Annotated in this window: 16 protein-coding genes; 4 read left to right on the top strand and 12 right to left on the bottom strand. The window is 68.4% G+C overall.

Features of this window, described 5'->3' with window-relative positions; translation table 11 throughout:
• Positions 1–26: 26 nt before the first annotated feature.
• Positions 27–947, bottom strand: coding sequence for an alkaline phosphatase family protein (locus tag VFU06_03865; protein ID HEU5208527.1), 921 nt, complete (start codon positions 945–947; stop codon positions 27–29).
• On the bottom strand, positions 947–2,980 hold the full coding sequence (locus VFU06_03860) for a TonB-dependent receptor (GenBank protein ID HEU5208526.1): 2,034 nt from the start codon (positions 2,978–2,980) through the stop codon (positions 947–949). Before VFU06_03860 ends, VFU06_03865 begins: the two co-directional genes overlap by 1 nt.
• Before the next feature lie 171 nt (positions 2,981–3,151).
• On the opposite strand from VFU06_03860, the gene VFU06_03855 reads away from it, so the two are divergent.
• Positions 3,152–4,999, top strand: coding sequence for a hypothetical protein (locus tag VFU06_03855; GenBank protein ID HEU5208525.1), 1,848 nt, complete (start codon positions 3,152–3,154; stop codon positions 4,997–4,999).
• A gap of 3 nt (positions 5,000–5,002) precedes the next feature.
• Here VFU06_03855 and VFU06_03850 read toward each other — a convergent pair whose 3' ends face one another.
• Entirely contained in the window at positions 5,003–6,019 is a 1,017-nt protein-coding gene (locus VFU06_03850) for a lytic transglycosylase domain-containing protein (protein HEU5208524.1), read from the bottom strand.
• Positions 6,020–6,244: 225 nt separating this feature from the next.
• Positions 6,245–6,643 carry a hypothetical protein gene (locus VFU06_03845; protein ID HEU5208523.1) on the bottom strand — a complete coding sequence of 133 codons (399 nt, stop codon included), beginning with the start codon at positions 6,641–6,643 and terminating at the stop codon, positions 6,245–6,247.
• Between the two features lie 131 nt (positions 6,644–6,774).
• Between VFU06_03845 and VFU06_03840 the strand changes: the two genes are divergently transcribed.
• Positions 6,775–9,636, top strand: a complete 2,862-nt coding sequence (locus VFU06_03840) for a M14 family zinc carboxypeptidase (GenBank protein ID HEU5208522.1) — start codon at positions 6,775–6,777, stop codon at positions 9,634–9,636.
• A 95-nt stretch (positions 9,637–9,731) separates the two neighbouring features.
• Here VFU06_03840 and VFU06_03835 read toward each other — a convergent pair whose 3' ends face one another.
• Together VFU06_03835 and VFU06_03830 are read right to left on the bottom strand one after the other, a co-directional pair.
• Positions 9,732–10,652, bottom strand: coding sequence for an undecaprenyl-diphosphate phosphatase (locus tag VFU06_03835; protein HEU5208521.1), 921 nt, complete (start codon positions 10,650–10,652; stop codon positions 9,732–9,734).
• 103 nt (positions 10,653–10,755) lie between these two features.
• Positions 10,756–12,039 carry a VWA domain-containing protein gene (locus tag VFU06_03830; GenBank protein ID HEU5208520.1) on the bottom strand — a complete coding sequence of 428 codons (1,284 nt, stop codon included), beginning with the start codon at positions 12,037–12,039 and terminating at the stop codon, positions 10,756–10,758.
• Positions 12,040–12,163: 124 nt separating this feature from the next.
• On the opposite strand from VFU06_03830, the gene mutY reads away from it, so the two are divergent.
• Positions 12,164–13,210, top strand: a complete 1,047-nt coding sequence (gene mutY, locus VFU06_03825) for an A/G-specific adenine glycosylase (protein HEU5208519.1) — start codon at positions 12,164–12,166, stop codon at positions 13,208–13,210.
• Positions 13,211–13,334: 124 nt separating this feature from the next.
• Here mutY and VFU06_03820 read toward each other — a convergent pair whose 3' ends face one another.
• Genes VFU06_03820 through hutU form a run of 6 tightly spaced genes read right to left on the bottom strand, consistent with a single transcriptional unit; the run spans position 13,335 to position 20,562 of the window.
• Positions 13,335–14,795, bottom strand: coding sequence for a hypothetical protein (locus VFU06_03820; GenBank protein ID HEU5208518.1), 1,461 nt, complete (start codon positions 14,793–14,795; stop codon positions 13,335–13,337).
• Positions 14,792–15,610 carry an NUDIX domain-containing protein gene (locus VFU06_03815; GenBank protein HEU5208517.1) on the bottom strand — a complete coding sequence of 273 codons (819 nt, stop codon included), beginning with the start codon at positions 15,608–15,610 and terminating at the stop codon, positions 14,792–14,794. The genes VFU06_03820 and VFU06_03815 overlap by 4 nt, the downstream gene beginning before the upstream one ends.
• Positions 15,603–16,739, bottom strand: a complete 1,137-nt coding sequence (locus VFU06_03810) for a site-2 protease family protein (protein ID HEU5208516.1) — start codon at positions 16,737–16,739, stop codon at positions 15,603–15,605. The genes VFU06_03815 and VFU06_03810 overlap by 8 nt, the downstream gene beginning before the upstream one ends.
• Before the next feature lie 43 nt (positions 16,740–16,782).
• Positions 16,783–18,162: a formimidoylglutamate deiminase gene (locus VFU06_03805; GenBank protein ID HEU5208515.1), complete on the bottom strand. Its 1,380-nt coding sequence runs from the start codon at positions 18,160–18,162 to the stop codon at positions 16,783–16,785.
• A gap of 58 nt (positions 18,163–18,220) precedes the next feature.
• On the bottom strand, positions 18,221–18,868 hold the full coding sequence (locus VFU06_03800) for an ATP-dependent Clp protease proteolytic subunit (protein HEU5208514.1): 648 nt from the start codon (positions 18,866–18,868) through the stop codon (positions 18,221–18,223).
• Positions 18,869–18,894: 26 nt separating this feature from the next.
• The gene (gene hutU / locus VFU06_03795; GenBank protein HEU5208513.1) at positions 18,895–20,562 is read right to left on the bottom strand and encodes a urocanate hydratase; all 1,668 of its coding nucleotides are present in this window, start codon (positions 20,560–20,562) and stop codon (positions 18,895–18,897) included.
• A gap of 175 nt (positions 20,563–20,737) precedes the next feature.
• On the opposite strand from hutU, the gene VFU06_03790 reads away from it, so the two are divergent.
• Positions 20,738–21,024 (top strand): S26 family signal peptidase (locus tag VFU06_03790; GenBank protein ID HEU5208512.1); only part of this gene is annotated, 287 nt, incomplete at its 3' end.

Genomic DNA, 21,024 nt, shown 5'->3' with positions numbered 1-21,024 from the left:
CGGTCGCCGGGCCGCACGAACTGACTTCAGGTTCCTCGCAGGACCCGCTGTATGAACGGCGCAACGTCCGTGATCGCGCCCAGCTCCGCACGTCCTGCCACCGGCCCGATCACCATGCCGAGGGCGGGATTGCGTGTGTGCTGCATGCGGACATCCTCGATGTTCCCGTGATCGCTGGCGATCACGACGATCGCGTTCTCCGGCAGTGCATCCAGCAACCCACCGATGAACGCGTCCACCTTCTCGAGAGCGGCGATGGCGGGCCCCAGCTCGCGTGTATGCCCGACCGTGTCCGTCTGGTAATGCGCAAACATCGTCAGGTCGTGCGCACGGACGATCCCGGCCAGGTTGTGACCCGCCTGCGCCGGCGTGATGTCCGGTACATCGCGCTGCAGCTTCTCGCGCCACCCGGTGTTCGTGATCTCGCTCGCCACGGCGGCGCCCTGTGCGAGCTCGCGCGTGTGCAGCGTCAGCAGCCCGGCAGCGTGCGCGGCGATCGGCGGCCCGGCACGCAGGAACGAGGGAAGCCTGCGTGCACCGTCACGCAGCATTGCCACCGCTTCCTCCGGATAGGCGTTCGCGAACGCGACGTCGCGGCCCTCCGCCTGTGATCGGACGAGCAGGTTCTGCTCGGCGAGCATCGGCCGCAGCGCCGTGGGGACCCACGGGCCGAAGTGCCGGCCATGCAGTGCGATCGCGTCGACACCCGTGAAGAGCGCCGCCTGTCCGGTACCGCTCTGCGGCAGCCCCGCCATGCCGAGCACCGCATCGAGTGCATGGAGCGATGCATGCGACGTCTGCAGGCCGGCATGTTCCGCCAGCGGCGGCGCGCCGCCCAGCAGAGAGCGCAGCACGGGCAGTCGCGCGTGTGCGAACGGGTTGTGCTCGTCTTCCGACGCAAGACCGACCCCGTCGAGGAACAGCAGCAGAACGGGGCCGCGCATCATCAGAACAACCGCAGCTGCAACCGCAGCGTGCGCCCGGGCTGCGGGAGCCCGCACTGGTCGTACAGCGCCGAGTCGGTAGCGTTGTCGAGCGCGAGCGTGACCTGACCGCGCGAGAGCAGCCCGCCCTGCCGCACGCCGAAGCCGCGGGACAGCTGCGCATCCACGCGTGTCCACGCGGCGAGCTCCTCGTTGCCTCCCACATCGGGGTTCACGCAGTACTGCCTGCCCGTGTGGCGGAGCTGCACGGCACCCCCGATGCCGGCGAGCAGCGGAGCACTGACGTTGAGCCCGGCGACAAAGGCAGGCTGGTACTCCGGCTCGGCCTCGTCTTCCGGTGTCGTGGGGTCGCGCAGCTCGACATCCTGGAAGGTCGCGTCCGCTGCGATCTGCAGCGGTCCGAACGGGATCAGCGCGAGCAGCTCGACGCCGTAGCTGCGCATCTCGTCCCGGTTCACCCGCTGGAAGTTGCCGGCGGAAGTGCTGACCCGTACGACAGCGTCGCTCAACCGGTGCGTGAAGCCGACCGCCTGCACCTCTGCTCTACCGAGGCGCATCGTCGCTCCGAGCTCACCGACGACCAGCCGCTCCGGCTCGAGCTCCGGGTTCGGCTCGAAGCGGCCGAGCGCGCCGGAGTACAGCTCGCGCAGCGCCGGAAAGCGCGCCCGCCGGCTGGCTGCAGCGTGCAGCAGCAGCCCCCCGTCCGCCGCCACGGCCGTCGCACCGACGCGCGCGCCCCACGCGCGCAGTGCCTCCTGTTCGGGCCGGCCACCTGTTTCCGGCGTATCGGCTCCGTCGACTACCCCGCCGACGGTGAGTCGGGCGTCGCGCAGGCCGACCACGTCACCGATCCTGATGGTGCTCTCCAGCGCGGCGCTCCAGAGGCGCTGACGGTAGCGCACCTCCGGTCCCGCATCGATGCGCTCGTCGTGCCTGATCTCCGCCCAAGTCAGCGCGCCACTCAGATTGCCGCTGTCACCCAGCGTGTGATCACCGAGCAGGCGCAGTGTCAGCGTGCGGTCGTCACCCTGCTCCTGCCCATCGAGAGCGTCATACGCCAGTGTGCGGTAGCTGTCGATGTCGGTGCTGCCCACGTCGACCCCGACAGCCGCCTCCAGGTCGCCCGTTCCGCCGGCGATTGCGTTCCGTATGCCGGTCCCGCCGGACAGCCCGGTAACGACGCGCGACACGTTCGGGTAGCGCCACAGCCGCGGCTCGCTCGAATGCAGCTCCGGCAGAACGCCGCGGACCGCATCGAAGCCGAACGTGGACAGCGACATCCAGGCGCCGCCATCGGCGGTGTAGCGTGCGCCGAGGAACCCATCGACCTGCCGCACGTCGCTGTTCGGCAGCTCGTCGGCATCGCCGCTCCAGGTGACCGGCACATCCTCCGCGCGCAGCAGCGCATCACGCTCCCGGTACCCGGCGCCACCGCGCACCACGAGTGTGCCGCCGCTGATGTCCAGCGGCGCCGTGCCGGTCGCAGAAAGCGCATGCCCTCCGGTGTGATCGATCCCGCTGCCGAGCTCGAGCGATGGCCGTTCGTCCGGGCCGAGCGTGGAGACGACGCCGATCGTCACGACACCACCGAGCGCGTTCGGACCGTACAGCACGGAGGGAGCTCCGCGCGTCAGCGTGAGTGTGCGCGCGGCCGTGGTCGGAATCACGGACAGGTCTGTGCGCGCGTCCCACCCCAGCGTGAGCGGGATGCCGTCGACGAGCACTGCCGCCTGCCGCGTATCGGTTCCCGAGCCGCGCAGCGCGAACTGCACCTCGCCGCGCGAGTTGGTGCGCACCTGCACCAGCGGCAGCCCGCGCAGCACATCCGCGACCGTCGACACCGGCGCCACGTGGAGTGAGTCGAGGTTCACCTCGACCGCGGCCGCACCGCCTGCCGTCGTCGCCGGCCGCGCCGTCTCGACGCGGATCATCTCGATCCGGAAAACGCTGTCCCCCCTCGTCGTTTCGGATGGCTCCTGCGCGGAGGCGGGACCTGCACCTGTCACCAGCAGTATCGCTACGACGGCTCGCTTCACCAGTTCGCTTCCTCTCGACTTCGTTCCAGTTGGCGTGGCAGCCGCATAATACCCCTGATGGCCACCCCTCGCACGGTCGGGTTGCACTGCCCCCGCGGCATGGACATTCTTGGCGCAGGACGGCACCGGCACGTGCGCAGGCGCCGCGATACCCGATCTCAGCAGGCACACATGACGGTTTCCAGGCCGATGACGCTGTTCGGCGCGCTCTGCGCGCTTCTGCTGGCGGCGATACCCGCAGCGGCGCAGGACACGACGGTGTACCGCATCTCCTTCCCGAATGCGCTGCATCACGAGGCGCAGGTGTTGATCGAGTACCGTAACCTGCCGCCACAGCCGCTGGAGCTGCGCATGAGCCGGTCATCGCCGGGACGCTACGCGCTGCACGAGTTCGCGAAGAACGTGTACGACGTCGTCGCTACCAGTGCAGCCGGCGACACGCTCGAGGTCAGCCGGCCGAATGTGCACCAGTGGAACGTGGCCGGGCACGACGGCACGGTCCGGGTGCGCTACACCCTGTTCGCGGACCGCGCCGACGGGACGTACGCGGCAGTGGACAACACGCATGCGCACCTGAACATGCCGGCAACGTTCATGTGGGCGCGCAACACCGGGGAGCGCCCGATCCGCGTGACGTTCGACATCCCTGACGGCTCCGGCTGGCGCGTCGCCACGCAGCTGGTGCCCACCGCGGAGGCGACCACGTTCACCGCGCCCGACCTGGCGTACTTCCTCGACAGCCCGACCGAGCTGAGCGACCACACCGTGCTCGAGCACGAAGTCAGGCAGGACGGCCGCACGCAGACGCTGCGCATCGCGCTGCATCACCTCGGCACGGAGGCGGAAGCCCGCTCCTACGCCGAACAGACGTGGGCCATCGCGGCGGAGCAGGCGGCAGTCTTCGGCGAGTACCCCCGGTTCGATTACGGCGAGTACACCTTTATCGCCTGCTACCTGCCCTGGGCCGCCGGCGACGGGATGGAGCACCGGAACTCGACGATCCTGACCTCGTCCTCGTCGCTCGCCGACAACATGACCGGCCTGCTCGGCACCGTGGCACACGAGTTCTTCCACGCCTGGAACATGGAGCGGCTGCGCAGCGCTGCACTCGAGCCGTTCGACTTCGAGGAGGCGAACATGTCGGGCGAGCTGTGGTTCGGTGAGGGGTTCACCAGCTACTACGACGACCTCACGATGCGACGCGCGGGCGTGCTAGACGACGAGCAGTACCTGGGCGGCCTGAGCGGCACCATCAACGCCGTGGTGAACGGCAGGGGCCGCCGCTTCTTTTCTCCCGTCGAGATGAGTATGCAGGCCCCGTTCGTCGACGCGGCAGTGTCCATCGATCCGAACAACCGCGGCAACACGTTCATCTCGTACTACACGTGGGGCGCCGGCATCGGGCTCGCGCTCGACCTCGAGCTGCGCACGCGCTTCGACGGGATCACGCTGGACGACTACATGCGCGAGCTGTGGCAGCGTCACGGCCGGTCCTTCGACAATTACACGATCGCCGACCTGCGGACCGCGCTCGCGGACGTGACCGGAAACCGGCGGTTCGCGAACGAGTTCTTCCAGCGCTACATCGAGGGACGTGAAGCGCCCGACTACGCGCGGCTCCTGCAGCCGGCCGGCGCGGAGGTCCGGCTGGCGCGCCCGGGCGTGCCGTGGCTGGGACCGACCCGCCTGGAAGACGCACCGGGGGGCGGGGTGCTGGTCGCAACGGCGACGCGCATCGATACGCCGCTCTACGATGCCGGCGTGGACCAGGGAGCGATCATTCGAGCACTCGGGGAGACGACTGTCGCCAGCGCCGACCAGCTGCAGCAGCTCGTCGCCGCGATGGCGCCTGGCACGCGCACGACGGTGACCTACGAGATCCGGGGTGAGGTGCTGACGCGGCCGATCACGATCCAGGAGGACGAGACGCTGGTTGTCGTGCCGGTCGACAACCCGGCCGCCGATGCGATCGCCTTCCGCGAGGCATGGCTCGGCAGCCGGGCAACCGTGCTGCGCTAGTCGTCAGTCGGCCAGGTCGCGTTCCGCAACGCCGGTCGGCTGCTCGAAGGCGGCCGCGACCTGCTGCTGCATTCCAACGGGAACGCGCACAGCCATCTCACGTCCCGGCGGCGTCATCTTCTTGACGAAGTGCGGGTTCAGGTCCTCGACCACCGCCTGGTTCACGCCCGCGGCGGCGGCCACATCCGAGAGGGGCGTGCCGCCGGGAACGAGGACCTCGTCGAAGGCGAGCGGCTCCTGCAGCTCGACACTGGTGAAACCGTACTTTTCGGGCTGTGAAGCGATCTCGCGAGCGGCCAGCATGAGCGGCACGTAGTCGCGCGTCTCGCGCGGCAGTCGCGGCCAGATCTTCCAGTAATCGTCCTCGGAGCCCTGCTCCGAGCCGGTGATCTCGCGCATCAGCCGGCCCACGCGGTTCTCGCCGGTGTTGTAGCCAGCCGCCGAGAGGAACCAGCTGTCGAAACGGTCGTGCATCTCCTGCAGGTACGTGAGTGCAGCGCCGGTCGCCTTGACCGGGTCACGCCGCTCGTCGACGTACTCGGAAACTTCCAGCCCGTAGCGCTCGCCGGTCTCCTCGATGAACTGCCAGAGGCCGGCCGCGTGCGCCGACGAGTACGCGTTCGGATCGAAGCCGCTCTCGATCATCGTGAGGTACAGCAGGTCCTGCGGCATGCCCCGCGCGCGCAGCTCTTCCTGGATCATCGGCCCGTACTTGCCGATCCGCTCGAGCCATTCACCCGTCCGCTCGTGCTTGTCGCCGGCCAGGAACTCGACGAAGAAGTCGATGTTCTCGTGTTCGTGCTTCGGCAGGTCGAACGCGGCCGAGGCGGGCACCACCTCGCGCCGGACCGTCTCCGACGCGTCTGCCAGCCCTTCCAGTGCCGCCTGCGCAGGAGCCTCGGCGGCGGGGTTCATGCCCCCCGCGATCATGGCTATGGAGCTCGCGGCGAGTCCCGCAGCGGCGACGGTGCCCTTGTTCCTGTGCACGGCCGACGAGACGCCGCGAGCGGCCCGCCGCACGCGGTCATCGCCATTATCCTGGCCTGGCTGCGTCCGTTGCTCCGTGCCTGCCGTGGCGTGATGTTCCCCCCGGCGCCCGTTCCGTTCGCCTGCGTCCCTGTGCTCCATCGGACCTCCAGTGGTTGCAACTACTTGCTCCAGTGGAGGTTGCAAGCATCGTTCCGGTCGGGCCGAAGGGGTGCAGGGGGCCGAACGAGCAGTGCCGGAGCGACGGCCGGTGTTCCCCTAGCTGCCGGGGATTTCGACCTCCACCAGCACGGTCTCGCCGCAGTTGCCGCACGTGATCGACTCCGGGTCCTTCAGGCGCCGGGCGGGCGTCATCTTGATGGCACCACTGCAGCGTGGGCAGGTCCCCTCGATCCGGGCGAGCGTGTAGCGCTCGATCCAGCGGCCGCGTGCGATCACGCCGCCGCCAATGAGTGCGGCGCCGGCCCACGGGATATGGGGCGGTACAATGGCGGCGACCGGCGCGAGCCCGAGGCCGATACCGGCGGCCAGCAGGGCACGCGTCATCCGCCAGGAAAAGGGTCGCTCGAGCAGCTCGACCGTGGCCGGCGTCGAATCTGCGCCGAAACAGGCGAGCCGCGCGGGCGGTGTGAGGTGGATCGATTCCGATGAGCTCATGACAGCATTCCCGTAAAACTCCGAACGTATGGATGGTCCCCCGGCGGATCAACTTGCGCAGGACAGCCGCCGCGCCCTATCAATCCCTCCTACCCTCGACGTCAAACGACCCCATCGCACCAGGAGCCGCCATGCGACGCGCCGTCCTGCGTCCGTCGTCCGTTCTCCTCGCGCTGCTCGTGGCCGCCCTGCCCGCGGCTGCACAGCAGCGACTGCCACTCGACGAGGAATACGGCCGTCTCATCCGTGAGTACACGACGGACACGCTCTTCCTGTCGACCACGGTCTCGACCCTGCCGGACCATCCGACGGTCCCGTCGCCCAGGGACCATTTCGGCGTGATCTCCGGCGCGCCGGGCGTCATGCATTCGACGGACGAGCTGTACGCCTACTATCGCGCCCTTGCCGCGGCCACACCGCGCGTGCGCGTGGAGACGATCGGCACCAGCGAGGAAGGTCGTGAGATCCTGCTCGTCATCGTCACCGACGAGCAGACCATGCAGCGACTCGACCACTACCGCTCGCAGCTCGCGCGGCTCGCCGATCCGCGCACGCTGGCAGCCACGGAAGTGGACGCCGTGATCGCCGATGCGAAGCCGATCTACATGCTGAACGGCGGACTGCACTCCCCGGAGATGGGGCCGCCGGAGATGTTGCCGGAGCTCGCATACCGGCTCGCCGTGAGCGACGACCCCGACGTCGCACGCATCCGCAACGAGGTCATCACCATCATCAACCCCGTCGCGGAGCCGGACGGTCGCGACCGCCAGGTCGACTGGTACAACCGCTACACCAGGGGACGCGAGACGTTCGACGACGGGTTCCCACGCTCGACACCGTACTGGGGCAAGTACGTCGTCCACGACAACAACCGGGATGGCATCCAGGTTTCGCAGGAGCTGACCAGGGCACTCTTCCGCGCGTACTACGACTGGCACCCGCTCGTCATCCACGATCTGCACGAGTCGGTGCCGCTGCTCTACATCTCGACCGGCACCGGTCCCTACAACCACGAAAACGACCCGATCGTGGTCGGCGAGTGGCAGCTGTTCGCGAACAACGACATCACGCGCCTGTCCGCGCAGAACATGCCGGGTGTCTGGCACTGGGGCTTCTTCGACGGCTGGTGGCCGGGCTACGCGGCCTGGGTGGCCAACAACCACAACAGCATCGCACGCTTCTACGAGACGTTCGGCAACGCCGGCGCAGAGACCTACGTGCGCGACCTGTCGAACCAGCGGTATGCAGGTGATCCGGTGACCAGCCGCCAGTGGTACCGTCACTGGCCGCCCACGGCGAAGGTGCGCTGGTCTCTGCGCAACAACACCAACTACATGCAGGCCGGCGTGCTCGCGTCGCTGCTGTTCACCGCGGAGAACGGCGACCTGCTGCTGCGCAACTTCTGGCAGAAGGGAAGCAACAGCATCACGCGCGGGCAGACCAAGGCACCGCACGGCTTCGTCATCCCCGGCTTCGACGAGCAGCGCGACCCGCGGCGCACGGCGTACCTCGTGAACCAGCTCCAGAGGCAGGCAATCGAAGTGCACCAGCGTCGCGACGGCGACTTCGTCGTGCGCCTCGATCAGCCGTATCGCGACCTGGCCGTGACCCTGCTCACGAAGCAGGACTTCCCGGAGGACGCCGAGCACCCGCCCTACGACGACATCGCCTGGACGCTCGGCTACCTGTATGGCGTCGACGTCGAGCCGGTCGACGATCCCGGCATCTTCGAGTGGGACGACCTGGCGCTGCTGACCGACACGGTTGCGTACGCCGGCGGCGTGCGCGGCAACGGCAGCATCCACGTGGCCGCGCACACCGGCCAGGGCGAGCTGCTGCCCGCGCTGTACTGGCTCGCGGAGAACGGACAGGGCGCGACGGCCGAGGTCGCACGCTCTGCGTTCACGGTCGGACGCGACTCCTTCCCCGCCGGCAGCCTCGTGATCAGCGGTGCGTCGCGTGACGTCGCACAGCAGCTCGCGCAGCGCTTCGGCGTCGATCTCGTTGCAACGAACCGCGCGCCCAACGTGCCGCGCCACGCGGCTGACGTCCCGCGCGTCGCCGTCTACCACACCTGGTACAACACCCAGGACGAAGGCTGGGCGCGCTTCACCCTCGAGCAGTACGGCGTGCCGTACACCTCGATCGACAAGGACGACCTGCGCGCCGGCAACCTGCGCAGCCGCTTCGATGTCATACTGGTCCCCCAGGTGCGCGGTGAGCTGGAGCAGCTCGTGCACGGCATCGACCGGAAGTGGGGACCGATGCCATTCACCAGGACAGCCGAGTTCCCGTCGCACGGCACGCCCGACTCCACCGCTGACATGACGGGCGGCATGGGCTTCGAGGGGCTGGCCGGCCTGCAGCGCTTCATCGAGGGCGGTGGCATGCTCGTCACGCTCGGCAATCCTACCCGGCTGGCGTCCGACGGCGGCCTCGCCCGGCAGCTGAGCGAGCGGCCGACCGGCAACCTGTTCCACCCGGGGTCCGTGGTGACCGCGAAAGCGCGTCGGCCGGAGCACCCGGTCATGTACGGCTATCCCGAGACGTTCCACCTCTTCCGCGGCAACGGCCCCCTGTTCGCCGTGGACCGCCGCGACCGCGACCTGGTCGTCGCACAGTACGGCACCAGGCCGGCTGCCGATGAACGGCCCGAGCCTGCGGGCGAGATGATGGGGATGCCCGAGACACGGGCCGCCGCGGACGAACGGCCGGAATCCACAGGCCCGGCTCGCGCTGAACGCTCCGGCGACGACAGCCGCTACGTGTTGTCCGGCATGGTCCGCAACGAGAACGTGATCGTCGGCCAGGGCGCGATCTTCGACGTCCCGGTCGGTCAGGGCCGCGTGGTCGCGTTCTCGTTCAACCCGCTCCACCGGTTCCTCAACCATCACGAGATCCCGCTTGTCTGGAACTCGCTGATGAGCTGGAACGACATGCCGGTCAGCACACCGGCGAGTGCGGTCACGACGGAGGCGCAGCAACGACAGTAGCCGCCGCGGCCTGATCGGCGCTGGCAGAACGGAATGCACGACGGCCCCGCAGCGACTGGCTGCGGGGCCGCTTCGTTATCCCGCTGCGCTGCCTGCTAGAGGGTCAGCAGAAAGAGCGTACCCGCCAGCCAGCAGTAGTATGAGAACACGTAGAAGTTCTGCTTCGCCAGGAGCGCGACGAACCAGCGTATCGCGAGCACCCCCGCGATGCCGGATGCGAGGAACCCCGCGACGAGGGGCACAGTCGCTACCTGTGCACCACCCTCGGCCATCTCGGGCAGCGACAGAACGGCCGCACCGATGATCGCCGGGATCGACATCAGGAAGGAGAACTCCGCCGCGGCGACAGGATCGATCCGCCGCCACAGCCCTGTGACCACCGTCGACCCGGAGCGTGTTATGCCGGGCAGGATGGCGCACGCCTGCGCGATACCCATCATCAGCGCGCCGCCCCACGTCGGCTCCTGCTTCCACTCGTGACGGGCTGTCGCCCGGGACAGTGCAAAGATCACCAGCAGGATTGCGCTCACCACCAGGAACGCGGCGAACGAGCCAAGCAGCAGCGCCACGATCGTCGCAAGAACGAGCGGGATGAATTCCTTCCACGACGGTGCACGCTCCGCGCGCGTCCAGCGGCTCGACCATACCAGCATGCCCGTCACGAGCAGCATGGTGCCCGCGAACACGGGATCGTCGAACCGCTCCTCGAACCAGTCCTTGAATGCCAGGCCGACGATTGCTGCCGGCACGGAGGCCAGCACCAGCTTCAGCAGGTACGGCCAGGCGGACTCCTCCTCCATGCCGATGGCCCCGCGCAGCAGCCTGAACACCTTGTGGCGGTAAACGATCAGCACCGAGATCAGCGTGGCGACGTGCACGGCGACCTCGAAGCCGATCCCCGGCACGGAGAGGCCGAGAAGGTGCTGTGACATGACGAGGTGTCCGGAGCTGGACACGGGGAAGAACTCTGTGATTCCCTGTACCACGCCCAGAAGGATCGCTTCCCACCACGTCATGCAAGAGCCCGTTGTCGCTGGTTGCCGTCAGGGTTCGCGCTGCAGAATGCGACGCCGCCGCGCGCCGGGCCAGTGGCAAGGGCGAAAATCAGGCCAGCCCCGCTCAGCCCCGGGACGTCCGGCGGCGCAGGAAGTCGCGCATCACATACTCGCCCAGCGTCACCGTATTCGTGAAGTACGCCTTGCCACGCGCCATCTCGCAGACCTTGCTGACGAACTGCACGAGTGCGCGCTCGCGCGCGAGCATGAACGTGTTGATCAGGATGCCCGCCTTTCTGCACGCGGCGACCTCGTGCAGCGTCTCCTTGATCACCCGCGGATCGAGGCCGGCCGGGTTCTTGTACACGCGGTCCTGCCCCACCGTGATCGCGCTCGGCTTGCCGTCGGTGATCATCACGATCTGGCGCATGTCCTTCTTCTGGGAGAGAAGGATGCGACGCGCCAGCTTCAGCCCCTCCGCCGTGTTGGTGTGGAACGGGCCCACCTTCGCGTGCGGCAGCTCCCCGATCGGGATCTCCTGCGCCCGGTCGCCGAACGTCACCACGCGCAGCGTGTCGCCGGGATACTGCGTGCGGATCAGGTGCGACAGCGCCAGTGCCACCTTCTTCGCCGGCGTAAAGCGATCCTCCCCGTACAGGATCATGGAGTGCGAGATGTCCAGCATCAGCACCGTCGCGCAGGAGCTCCGGTACTCCGCCTGGTGCACCATCAGGTCGTCGTACTCCAGGTTCAGCGGGACACGCATCCCTTCACGTGCAAGCGCGTTGGACAGCGTTGCGGGGATGTCGAGGTTGAGCGTGTCGCCGAACTCGTACGTCTTCGGTGCCGCCTCCGCTTCCACTCCCGTTGCGAGGTGAGGCGTGTCGTGCGAGCCCAGGCTGCTGCGGCCCAGGGCTCCGAGCAGGTTCTTCAGCGTGCGGTAGCCGAGAAAGTCGATGCCTTTCTGCGTGAGGTTGAACTCGACCTGCTGCGCGGCCTTGCGGGCATCGTCCACCGTGCCGGTCATCTCCGTGTGACCGGTCGGCATCTGGGGTGCCTGGCTGGTGTTCAGGTAGCCTTCTTCCACCAGGCGCCGCACCAGCTCGTCCAGCAGCTCCGCGATCGCGCGCCGCGTCTCCTCGTCACCGTCACCTTCACCACGCAGCTCGGCGAGCATCTCCGGTGTGAGCTGGCCGCTCTCGATCAGCGCCTGCAGCAGCGCCTCCTTGAGCGCGTCCAGCGATCTGTCCTCCCCCTCCTCCCCGCTCCACCCCCACCACGGGTGGTAGTGCGGCCCGCCCTCGAACCCGCTCTGCAGCAGGAAATCCGCGAGCCGCTCCAGCAGGTCCTGGATGTTCAGGGCATCCAGGACGGAGCCGGTATACTTGGAATAGGTGGTGTAGCGCATGACCGGGCCTCCGCCGGAGGGTCGATCTCCTAGTATAGCAGAAATCCGCGGGGGCATGGCGGGTGGGCAGTGAAAGGCTGCTGGCTTCCCCTGCGCCGCCGGGCCCGTTACGATCCGCGCCACCATGCAGACGCACCGCTTCCAGCAGTCACTCCTCGCCTGGTTCGACCAGCACGGCCGTTCCCTGCCCTGGCGCGAAACACGGGATCCGTACCGTGTCTGGGTCAGCGAGATCATGCTCCAGCAGACACGTGTCGCAGCCGCGATCCCGTACTATCAGCGCTGGCTCGCCCGCTTCCCCACGCTGGAACACCTCGCCGACGCCGACATCGATGACGTGCTCAAGATGTGGGAAGGCCTCGGCTACTACTCCCGCGCTCGGAACCTGCACGCGGCAGCGCGGGTGGTGCGTGAGCGTCATGCGGGTGAGATGCCGGACAGCGCAGAAGGTCTGCGTACGCTGCCCGGCATCGGCGACTACACGGCCGGCGCGATCGCGAGCATCGTATACGGCCACGCCGAGCCCGCCGTCGACGGCAACGTGCGACGGGTGATGTCACGGCTGCTGGATCGTGACCTGGAGGGTCGGGCACTGCGCACGGAAACTGCCGCCCTCGTTTCGCGGGATCGACCGGGCGAATTCAACCAGGCACTGATGGAGCTCGGCGCCACGGTCTGCACACCGCGCTCGCCGGAATGCACCACCTGCCCGGTGACGGCGCACTGCGCCGCTTACCGGAAGGGGACACAGAAGCAACGCCCCGCTCCGAAGAAGAAGCCGGATGTGCCGGTGGTCAGTGTCGGGGTCGCCGTGCTGCGCGACCCGAAGGGCCGCATCCTGCTCACACGACGACCTGATACCGGCCTGCTCGCCGGCATGTGGGAGCTGCCTGCGCGAACTGCGGAGAACGGAACCGCACCCGAGGATGCCGCGCTCGGCGTGGCGCGGACGGTGACACGGCGCAACGACGTCACACTGCACAGCGACGAGCCGGTGGCCACCGTCCGGCACGTCTTCTCACACCGCATCGAGGAGTACCAGGCGTTCCAGGTCGCCGGCACCTTCGCCTTGCGACCCACTCCCCGGCGCGCATGGTACGAGCCGCAGGCGCGCGCGAATTTCACGCTGCCGCGCGGTCAGCAGCGGCTGCTGCACGCAGTGCTCGGATAGCGGACGCGCCGTACGGCGCAGACGTCCCGCCATTCCCGCCGTTCCCGCCGGTCCCGCCGTTCCCGCCGTTCCCGCCGTCCACCCCGGGCCCCGGCCCAGGCCCCGGGCCCAGGGCCCCTTCCGTTCAGATCTCGATCGGCCCCGCCGGCCCCTGCTGCGGCGGCGGTCGCCGTGCCGCTCGCGAGTAGCTGCCCGTCTCACTGCGTGACAGCCGGCGCTCCGCGACCAGTGCTTCCAAGATCAGCTCACACGCGGCCACCGTCGCGCCATCGCTCGCCGGCAGCTGCACCAGCGCGAGCTTCTCGACCGCTTCGACCAGCCCCGTCACCGTGCGGAACCCCTCCAGCGAGGCAGACGCGCCCGCCGTGTCACCGAGCTGCAGCACACCACCGCGATCGAAGTAGTCGACGACGTCCTCGAGATCGTTTTCGACCATCTGGCCGCCGCGCTCCTCGAGGATGTCGGCACATGCGCGCGAGATCAGCTCGCGGGCGATCCGGTCGGCGCCGACCAGCTCACCCTCGTACTCCAGCTCCATCTTTCCGGTGATCGCGGGCAGCGCGGCGTACACGTCGCTCGGCCTGGCCGCGATCACCTCCTCGTCGACCATCAGCGCCCGCCGCTCCGCATTGGAGACGGCCGATTCCAGTACACTGATCGGCATGCGCTGGCTGACGCCGCTGCGCTGGTCGATGCGGCGGTCCGCACGCGCCAGGAACGCGACGCGCTCGATCAGCTCCGCGACGATCTGCGGTACGTCGACGGGCAGCTCACCCCGCTCGAGCCACGCCTCCTGCGCCGTGATCTGCATCCCGGCGTCCACGCTCTCCGGATAATGCGTCATGATCTCGGCGCCGATGCGGTCCTTGAGCGGCGTGATGATCTTGCCGCGCGCGGTGTAGTCCTCGGGGTTCGCCGTGAACACGAGCTGCACGTCGAGCGGAAGACGGACCGGGTAGCCTTTGATCTGGACGTCGCCTTCCTGCATGATGTTGAAGAGCCCGACCTGGATGCGCCCGGCGAGGTCGGGCAGCTCGTTGACGGCGAAGATGCCACGGTTGGCGCGCGGCAGCAGCCCGTAGTGGATGGTCAGCTCGTCGGAGAGCAGGTGCCCGCCACGCGCGGCCTTGATCGGATCGACGTCGCCGATGATGTCCGCGATGGTGACGTCGGGCGTCGCCAGCTTTTCGACGAAGCGGGCGTCACGCCCCACCCACGCGATCGGCGCACTGTCGCCGTCCTCCTCGATCATCTGCCGGGCGAACTTGGAGATCGGCTCGAGCGGGTCGTCGTTCACTTCGCTGCCGGCGATGATCGGGATCTCCTCGTCCAGCAGGTTGACCAGCTGGCGGATGATCCGGCTTTTCGCCTGCCCTCGCAGCCCGAGCAGGATGAAGTTCTGCCGGGCGAGCAGCGCGTTCACGATGTGCGGCACGACGGTGTCCTCGTACCCGACGATGCCGGGGAACAGCGTTTCGCCGCTGCGCAGCTTGCGCAGCAGGTTCGTGCGCATCTCGTCCTTCACGGTGCGCGAACGGTAGCCGCTCGCCTTCAGCTCACCGAGTGTCGCGGGCCGCGACTTCATACGTCCTCCTCCAGGTCGTCCAGCTCCATGCCGATCCCGCCATCGCGGCGAACCAGGCGTGGCTGGATCGCACGTATCGTCGCAGAGCGGTAGTGAGCCAGCGCATCGTCGATCGTGGTGAAGCGTGACAGCTCGTGGAGTGTGCGGGCGGTTGGAAACACCATGGGCAGCTCACCGCGGTGGAACCGCTCGAGTGCGTCGGCAGGCCGCAGCCAGACGCTCGCGCTCATCTCGCGTGCATCGATGACCGCCAGGCACTCGCGCGGGACCTCCGCAAGAAAGAAGCGAGTGTCGTAGCGCCGTGGCTCGGCGACCGGCGTGATCCAGTGCGCGCAGTATGCAGTGCGGCGGAAGTCGAGCCTGACATCCTCGGTCCTCAGCACGTCTATCAGCGTTGCCTGGTCGGCGAGCAGCTTCTCGCGCCAGCGTTCGAGCCCTCCGTCGCCCCGGGCACACGACGTCCCGTCCGTACGCACGCCGAGCAGGAGCCCGGTCTCTTCGAACGCCTCGCGCGCCGCTGCCATCCAGTAGGCAGGCTCGGGCTCGGCCGTCATGCCGACGGTCCGCGCGATCAGGTCGACACTGGAATCCGCGGCGTCCACGCGCCCGCCCGGAAAGACGAACGCGCCGGGCACGAAGCCACTCGTGCGCAGCCGCTTGAGCAACAGGACTTCCGGCCCGCCGTGACCGGGGCGCGCGAGCACCACCGTGGCCGAGGGTGCGGGTACGGCCGGCTCGGCCGGTGGGTTGTCGATCCGCTCGGCGAACCCCGGCGGCAGCCGGTCCTCCGGTATCACGTCACGCGTGTCAGCCACGCTTCCGCTCCCCCTTGAGAATGCCGCTCTTCTCGATCCAGCCGGCGACGTCGTGCGCGGTGATGTATCCGGCTAGCGTGTCGCGCTCGACCACGAGAAGCCGCCTGACAGGCGACGCCTGCAACCGCTGCATCACCGTGAGCAGCGAGTCCGTTCCGGACACGACGATGCCCTCGTCGAGTTTCGTCATCGTATCCGCAACCGTGCGGTGCGGCCAGTCGTCACGCGGCACCGCCTTCACCTGGTTCAGGGTGATGATGCCCAGCGGGCGCTCGCCGTCAACGACCGGGAACGAGAGGTAACGCGTGTGCATGAAGTACTCGCCCACCAGCCGCTCCAGGGTGAGGTGCGACTCGATCGTGCGTGGCGCCGGTGTCATGGTGTCGCGGGCGAGCACACTGCCCAGCGTCGAGCGCAGCATGTGCTGCTGGTAGCCGGCGTCCGCGGCATTGCGGATGAACCAGCCGATCAGGATCAGCCACACACCGCCCAGCAGTGCACCGCCGAAGATCTCGAACGCGCCGAGCGCGAACAGGATCCACGCCATCGCACGCCCGGACATCGCCGCCACGCGCGTCGCCCTGGTCGCATCACCCGTGAAGTGCCACACCGCCGCGCGCAGAACGCGGCCGCCGTCGAGCGGGAACCCCGGCAGCAGGTTGAACACCGCCAGCACGAAGTTGAGCACTGCGATGTACTGCAGCACGACGACGACGGCGGGGTGCCAGCCGGCGCCGCGAGAAACCAGCGCGAGGCCGAACAGCACCGTTCCGATCAGCAGGCTCATCAGCGGGCCCACCGCGGCGATCCGGAACTCGTCGCCCGGGGTGCTCGCCTCGCCGCGCGTACGGGCGACACCGCCCAGCAGGAACAGCGTGATGCTCTCGACTTCGACGCCGCGCCTGCGTGCGATCACGGCATGCGCCAGCTCGTGCAGCACGAGTGAGGCGAAGAAGAGCAGCGTGCCGATCACGCCCATCGCGATGTATACGCCATCACCCAGGCCGGGCACCTGGGCCGGGAACACGCCTGCCGTGAACGACCAGAGGATCAGGAAGAAGATGATGAACCAGGAGTAGTCGACGCCGAAGCGGAAGCCGGCGATACGGCCGAGCTGGATGCTCGCCATCAGTCGACCACCCGGCGGTGGGGAGCGGCTGCAACGCATCTCATCACGACCTCACCGCGACCCCGAATGCAGCGCGCAGCCGCTCTTCGTCCGCATGGCTGCGATCGGCGACCCGCTGTATGCCGCCGGTCCACACGTCACTCACGCATTCTGCGCGCCCGCCCAGCGTGAGGTGCGCCGCGAGGGAATCCGCGTCGCAGCCCGCGAGAGCGATATGGTCCAGGTCCACGGCAATGAAATCCGCGAGTGCGCCCGCTTCGAGCCGGCCCGCATCGAGGCGCAATGCCTTCGCACCCGCGCGCGTGCCGATGTCGAGCAGCAGGGAGCCGGGGTCCGCGGCGCCGTCCGCGCCCGGCGGCAGCAGCACGATCCGCCGCAGGCGCTGCAGCCGCTCGTGGTATTCGATCAGGCGCACTTCCTCGAACGGGTCGATGATGCTCTGGCTGTCCGTTCCGATTGCAATGCGCGCGCCCGCGGTCAGAAGGTTGTCTGCCTGCAGGAACCCGTCGCCGAGATCCCGTTCAGTGGTAGGGCAGGCGCACACCGTTACGGCGGTGTTGCCGAGCAGGTTCACCTCGTGGGCCGCCAGGTGCGTCGCGTGGACCGCGGTGAAACGGTCGTCGAGCAGCCCGTCCTGTTCCAGCAGCTCCACAGGGCGCAGGCCGAACGCCGCGAGCGCGGCATCGACTTCCGCGGGCTGCTCGCTGACGTGCATGTGCAACGGCAGGCCGTACTGCTCCGCATACGCATGGACGGCCGGCAGCCACTCGCGCGGCACCGCGCGGATGCTGTGCGGCGCAACGCCGACACTGACCAGCGGGTCGCCTGCGGCCGACTCGCGCAATGCGTCCACCACACGGAGGAACCCGTCCAGCGTCGGCGTGGCGAAGCGGCGCTGCTCGGGGCGCAGCGGCTGGCCGATGCCGCTCGTCGCGTAGGCCACGTGCAGCAGCGCGATGCGGATGCCGACACTGCGCGCGGCGGCCAGGATGCGCCGGGCGAGCTCGGCGGGATCGTCGTACGGCGCCCCACTCCTGTCGTTGTGCAGGTAGTGGAACTCGCCCACGGACGTGTAACCGGCCTTGAGCATCTCCAGGAAACAGAACGCGGAGACCGCCTCCACCTGCTCGGGCGAGAGCAGCAGTGCGGCGCGGTACATCTCCTCGCGCCAGCTCCAGAAGTCCGCTCTTCGGTCATTGGCGGGCCGCCATTGCGTGCGACCACGGATCAGCCGCTGGAACGCGTGCGAGTGCGCATTGACGAAACCCGGCATCAGTGCCCGTCGCGGCAGCCGGCGCGCCTCATGCCCGGCCCGCTCCGCCGGAACGATCGCCGCTATGCGGTCACCCTCCACCACGAGGGCGCGGTCACGCACGAAGCGGCCATGCTGCCAGAGCAGCTCGGGAACGAGAATCGTCGACATCAGGAGGGGAGAGGAAGAATGCGACGCTGCAATCCGCCGGTGCAGCGTCGCACGCCCTTTACTTCAACTCGGAACGGCTGCGGATGATCGTGCCGACCAGGCCGTAATCGACTGCCGCTTCTGCCGAGAGCCAGAAGTTGCGGCGCGTGTCGTCCACGATCTTCTCCAGCGGCTGCCCCGTCTGCTCCGCGAATACGCGGTTCAGCCTCTCGCGCATCTTCACGATCTCGCGCGCTTCGATCTCGATGTCCGCGGCACTGCCGCGCGCACCGCCCCACGGCTGATGCAGCAGGTAACGCGTATTCGGCAGCGAAAAGCGCTGCTCCTTCGGCACGGCGACATAGATCAGGGCACCAGCGCTCGCAACCCAGCCGGTGCCGACCATGCGAACCGGCGCAGTGATGAAGCGGATCATGTCGTGGATCGTGTCACCCGACTCGACGTGGCCTCCCTGCGAGTTCACGAAGATCGTGATCGGGTCCTCCGACTCCGCCGACATCGCGAGGAGCTGACCCATCACCTGCGCGGCCAGCTTCTGGTTGATCTCGCCACTGATGATCAGCGTGCGCGACTTGAACAGCCGGTCGCGCACGGTTTCCGTCAGCATTGCGGGGTTGGCGCGCTCCGGCGACTCCTGCTTCTCCGCCTCCTCGTCGCCGTTCTCGTCCAGCCGTGCGCCCGCACGGCGCAGTAGATCTTCGGTCATCTCACTCCTGGATGTTGTTCGCTGTATCAGCCCTGCTCGCGCATCGGCAGACGAATTCCATGCCGCTGCGCGGTCTCGATTGCAATCTCGTACCCCGCATCCGCATGGCGCGCCACGCCGATGCCCGGATCGTTCGTCAGCACACGCTCGAGCCGCTCGCGCATGTCCGCCGTGCCGTCCGCGACGATCACCTGTCCCGCGTGCAGCGACCGGCCGATGCCGACGCCGCCGCCATGGTGGAACGACACCCAGCTCGCCCCGCTCGCCACGTTCAGGAGGGCGTTGAGAATCGCCCAGTCGGCGATCGCATCGCTGCCGTCCTTCATCGCCTCGGTCTCGCGGTACGGCGAGGCGACGGAACCGGTGTCGAGATGGTCGCGACCGATCACGATCGGCGCGGACAGTTCACCGCTCGCCACCAGGTCGTTCAGCGCGACGCCGAACTTCGCGCGCGCGCCCTGGCCCAGCCAGCAGATGCGCGCCGGCAGCCCCTGGAACGCGACGCGCTCCTGCGCCATCCGGATCCAGCGCTTCAGGTGCTCGTCCTCGGGGAACAGCTCCAGCACCAGCTCATCCGTGCGACGGATATCCGCCGGGTCACCTGACAGCGCCGCCCAGCGGAACGGCCCCTTCCCCTCGCAGAACAGCGGCCGGACATACGCAGGCACGAAGCCCGGAAACGCGAACGCATCCTGGTAGCCGGCCTGCTTCGCCTGGCCGCGCAGGTTGTTGCCGTAGTCGAACGTTACGGCCCCCAGGCGCATCAGCTCGACCATCGCGCGACAGTGCACGGCCATCGACTCCATCGAGCGATGCACGTATGTCGCGGGATCGCGCGTGCGGAGATCGTCCGCCTCCTCGAGCGAGAGTCCTGCGGGGACATACCCGTTCAGCTCGTCGTGGGCGGACGTCTGGTCCGTGAGCACATCCGGGACCACGCGCCGGCGCACCAGCTCCGGCAGTACCTCGGCACAGTTGCCGACCAGCCCGACCGACAGTGCCTCGCCCCGGGATGCCGCGCCCCGCACCCACTCCAGCGCCTCGTCGAGGTCGTGGGTCATCCGGTCGCAGTAGCGCTGCTGGATCCGGCGCTGGATGCGGGCCGGGTCGACCTCCACGCAGAGGACCGCCCCCTCGTTCATGGTCGCGGCCAGCGGCTGGGCACCGCCCATGCCGCCCATCCCCCCGGTCAGCACCCACCTGCCCTTCAGCGATCCGCCGAACTGCTGACGCGCCACTGCGCCGAACGTCTCGTACGTCCCCTGCAGGATCCCCTGCGTGCCGATGTAGATCCAGGAGCCCGCCGTCATCTGGCCGTACATCGTCAGGCCGGCCCGCTCCAGCTCGCGGAACTGCTCCCAAGTCGCCCAGTCACCGACCAGGTTGGCGTTGGCGATCAGCACCCGCGGCGCGTGCGCGTGTGTGCGGAACACGCCCACCGGCCGGCCGCTCTGGACCAGCAGTGTCTCGTCGTCGCCCAGCGTCTCCAGCGTGCGGACGATCGCCTCGAAGCTGGCCCAGTCCCGCGCAGCCTTGCCCGTACCGCCATACACGACGAGGTCCTGCGGCCGCTCCGCCACCTCCGGGTCCAGGTTGTTCATCAGCATCCGCAGCGCCGCCTCCTGCTGCCATCCGCGGCAGCGGAGCGTCGAACCACGGGGTGCACGAATTACGGGGGCTTCGGTCGTCGACATGCGAATTCCGGGAGCACTGGTTCCGTCCGGATCATGACACAAGGGGGCGCGGAATGCCAGCGGATACCCTGCGCCACTTGCCACGGCGGGATGAAAGGCGAAACATCAGGTGTTCAGGAGCGTATCTCTGAGAGTGGCGGCCGCTGACCGGCCGTACCCCCGAACCGCTGGACCCATGGCCACCTCGAACCGCAACCGGTCGCAGACAAAGCAGTCCCGGCCCCCCACGGCGCAGCAGCAGGAGCGCACCCTCGGCCGCTCCGCCTGGGAATGGACCAAGTCGCTGTTCATCGGGTTCCTGCTCTTCCTCGTCATCCGCACCTTCGTCATCCAGACCTGGACGGTGATCTCCGGCTCGATGGAGGACACCCTGCTGGTCGGCGACTTCCTCGTGCTGAGCAAGTCCGCGTACGGTGCGACCGTGCCCGGAACCGAGATGACACTGCCCGGCTACACGACGCC

The organism is Longimicrobiales bacterium, assembly GCA_035764935.1.
Lineage (GTDB): Bacteria > Gemmatimonadota > Gemmatimonadetes > Longimicrobiales > RSA9 > DASTYK01.
The sequence above is the reverse complement of the archived record's forward strand: the minus strand, read 5'-3'. Positions and strand labels throughout refer to the sequence as shown.

Coding starts and splice junctions, on each gene's coding strand:
- VFU06_03830 (HEU5208520.1), bottom strand. CDS start 12,039: ATGCGCTACACCACCTATTCCAAGTATACCGGCTCCGTCCTGGATGCC.
- VFU06_03855 (HEU5208525.1), top strand. CDS start 3,152: ATGACGGTTTCCAGGCCGATGACGCTGTTCGGCGCGCTCTGCGCGCTT.
- VFU06_03865 (HEU5208527.1), bottom strand. CDS start 947: ATGATGCGCGGCCCCGTTCTGCTGCTGTTCCTCGACGGGGTCGGTCTT.
- mutY (HEU5208519.1), top strand. CDS start 12,164: ATGCAGACGCACCGCTTCCAGCAGTCACTCCTCGCCTGGTTCGACCAG.
- VFU06_03820 (HEU5208518.1), bottom strand. CDS start 14,795: ATGAAGTCGCGGCCCGCGACACTCGGTGAGCTGAAGGCGAGCGGCTAC.
- VFU06_03800 (HEU5208514.1), bottom strand. CDS start 18,868: ATGACCGAAGATCTACTGCGCCGTGCGGGCGCACGGCTGGACGAGAAC.
- VFU06_03840 (HEU5208522.1), top strand. CDS start 6,775: ATGCGACGCGCCGTCCTGCGTCCGTCGTCCGTTCTCCTCGCGCTGCTC.
- VFU06_03835 (HEU5208521.1), bottom strand. CDS start 10,652: ATGACGTGGTGGGAAGCGATCCTTCTGGGCGTGGTACAGGGAATCACA.
- VFU06_03810 (HEU5208516.1), bottom strand. CDS start 16,739: ATGGCGAGCATCCAGCTCGGCCGTATCGCCGGCTTCCGCTTCGGCGTC.
- VFU06_03805 (HEU5208515.1), bottom strand. CDS start 18,162: ATGTCGACGATTCTCGTTCCCGAGCTGCTCTGGCAGCATGGCCGCTTC.
- hutU (HEU5208513.1), bottom strand. CDS start 20,562: ATGTCGACGACCGAAGCCCCCGTAATTCGTGCACCCCGTGGTTCGACG.
- VFU06_03845 (HEU5208523.1), bottom strand. CDS start 6,643: ATGAGCTCATCGGAATCGATCCACCTCACACCGCCCGCGCGGCTCGCC.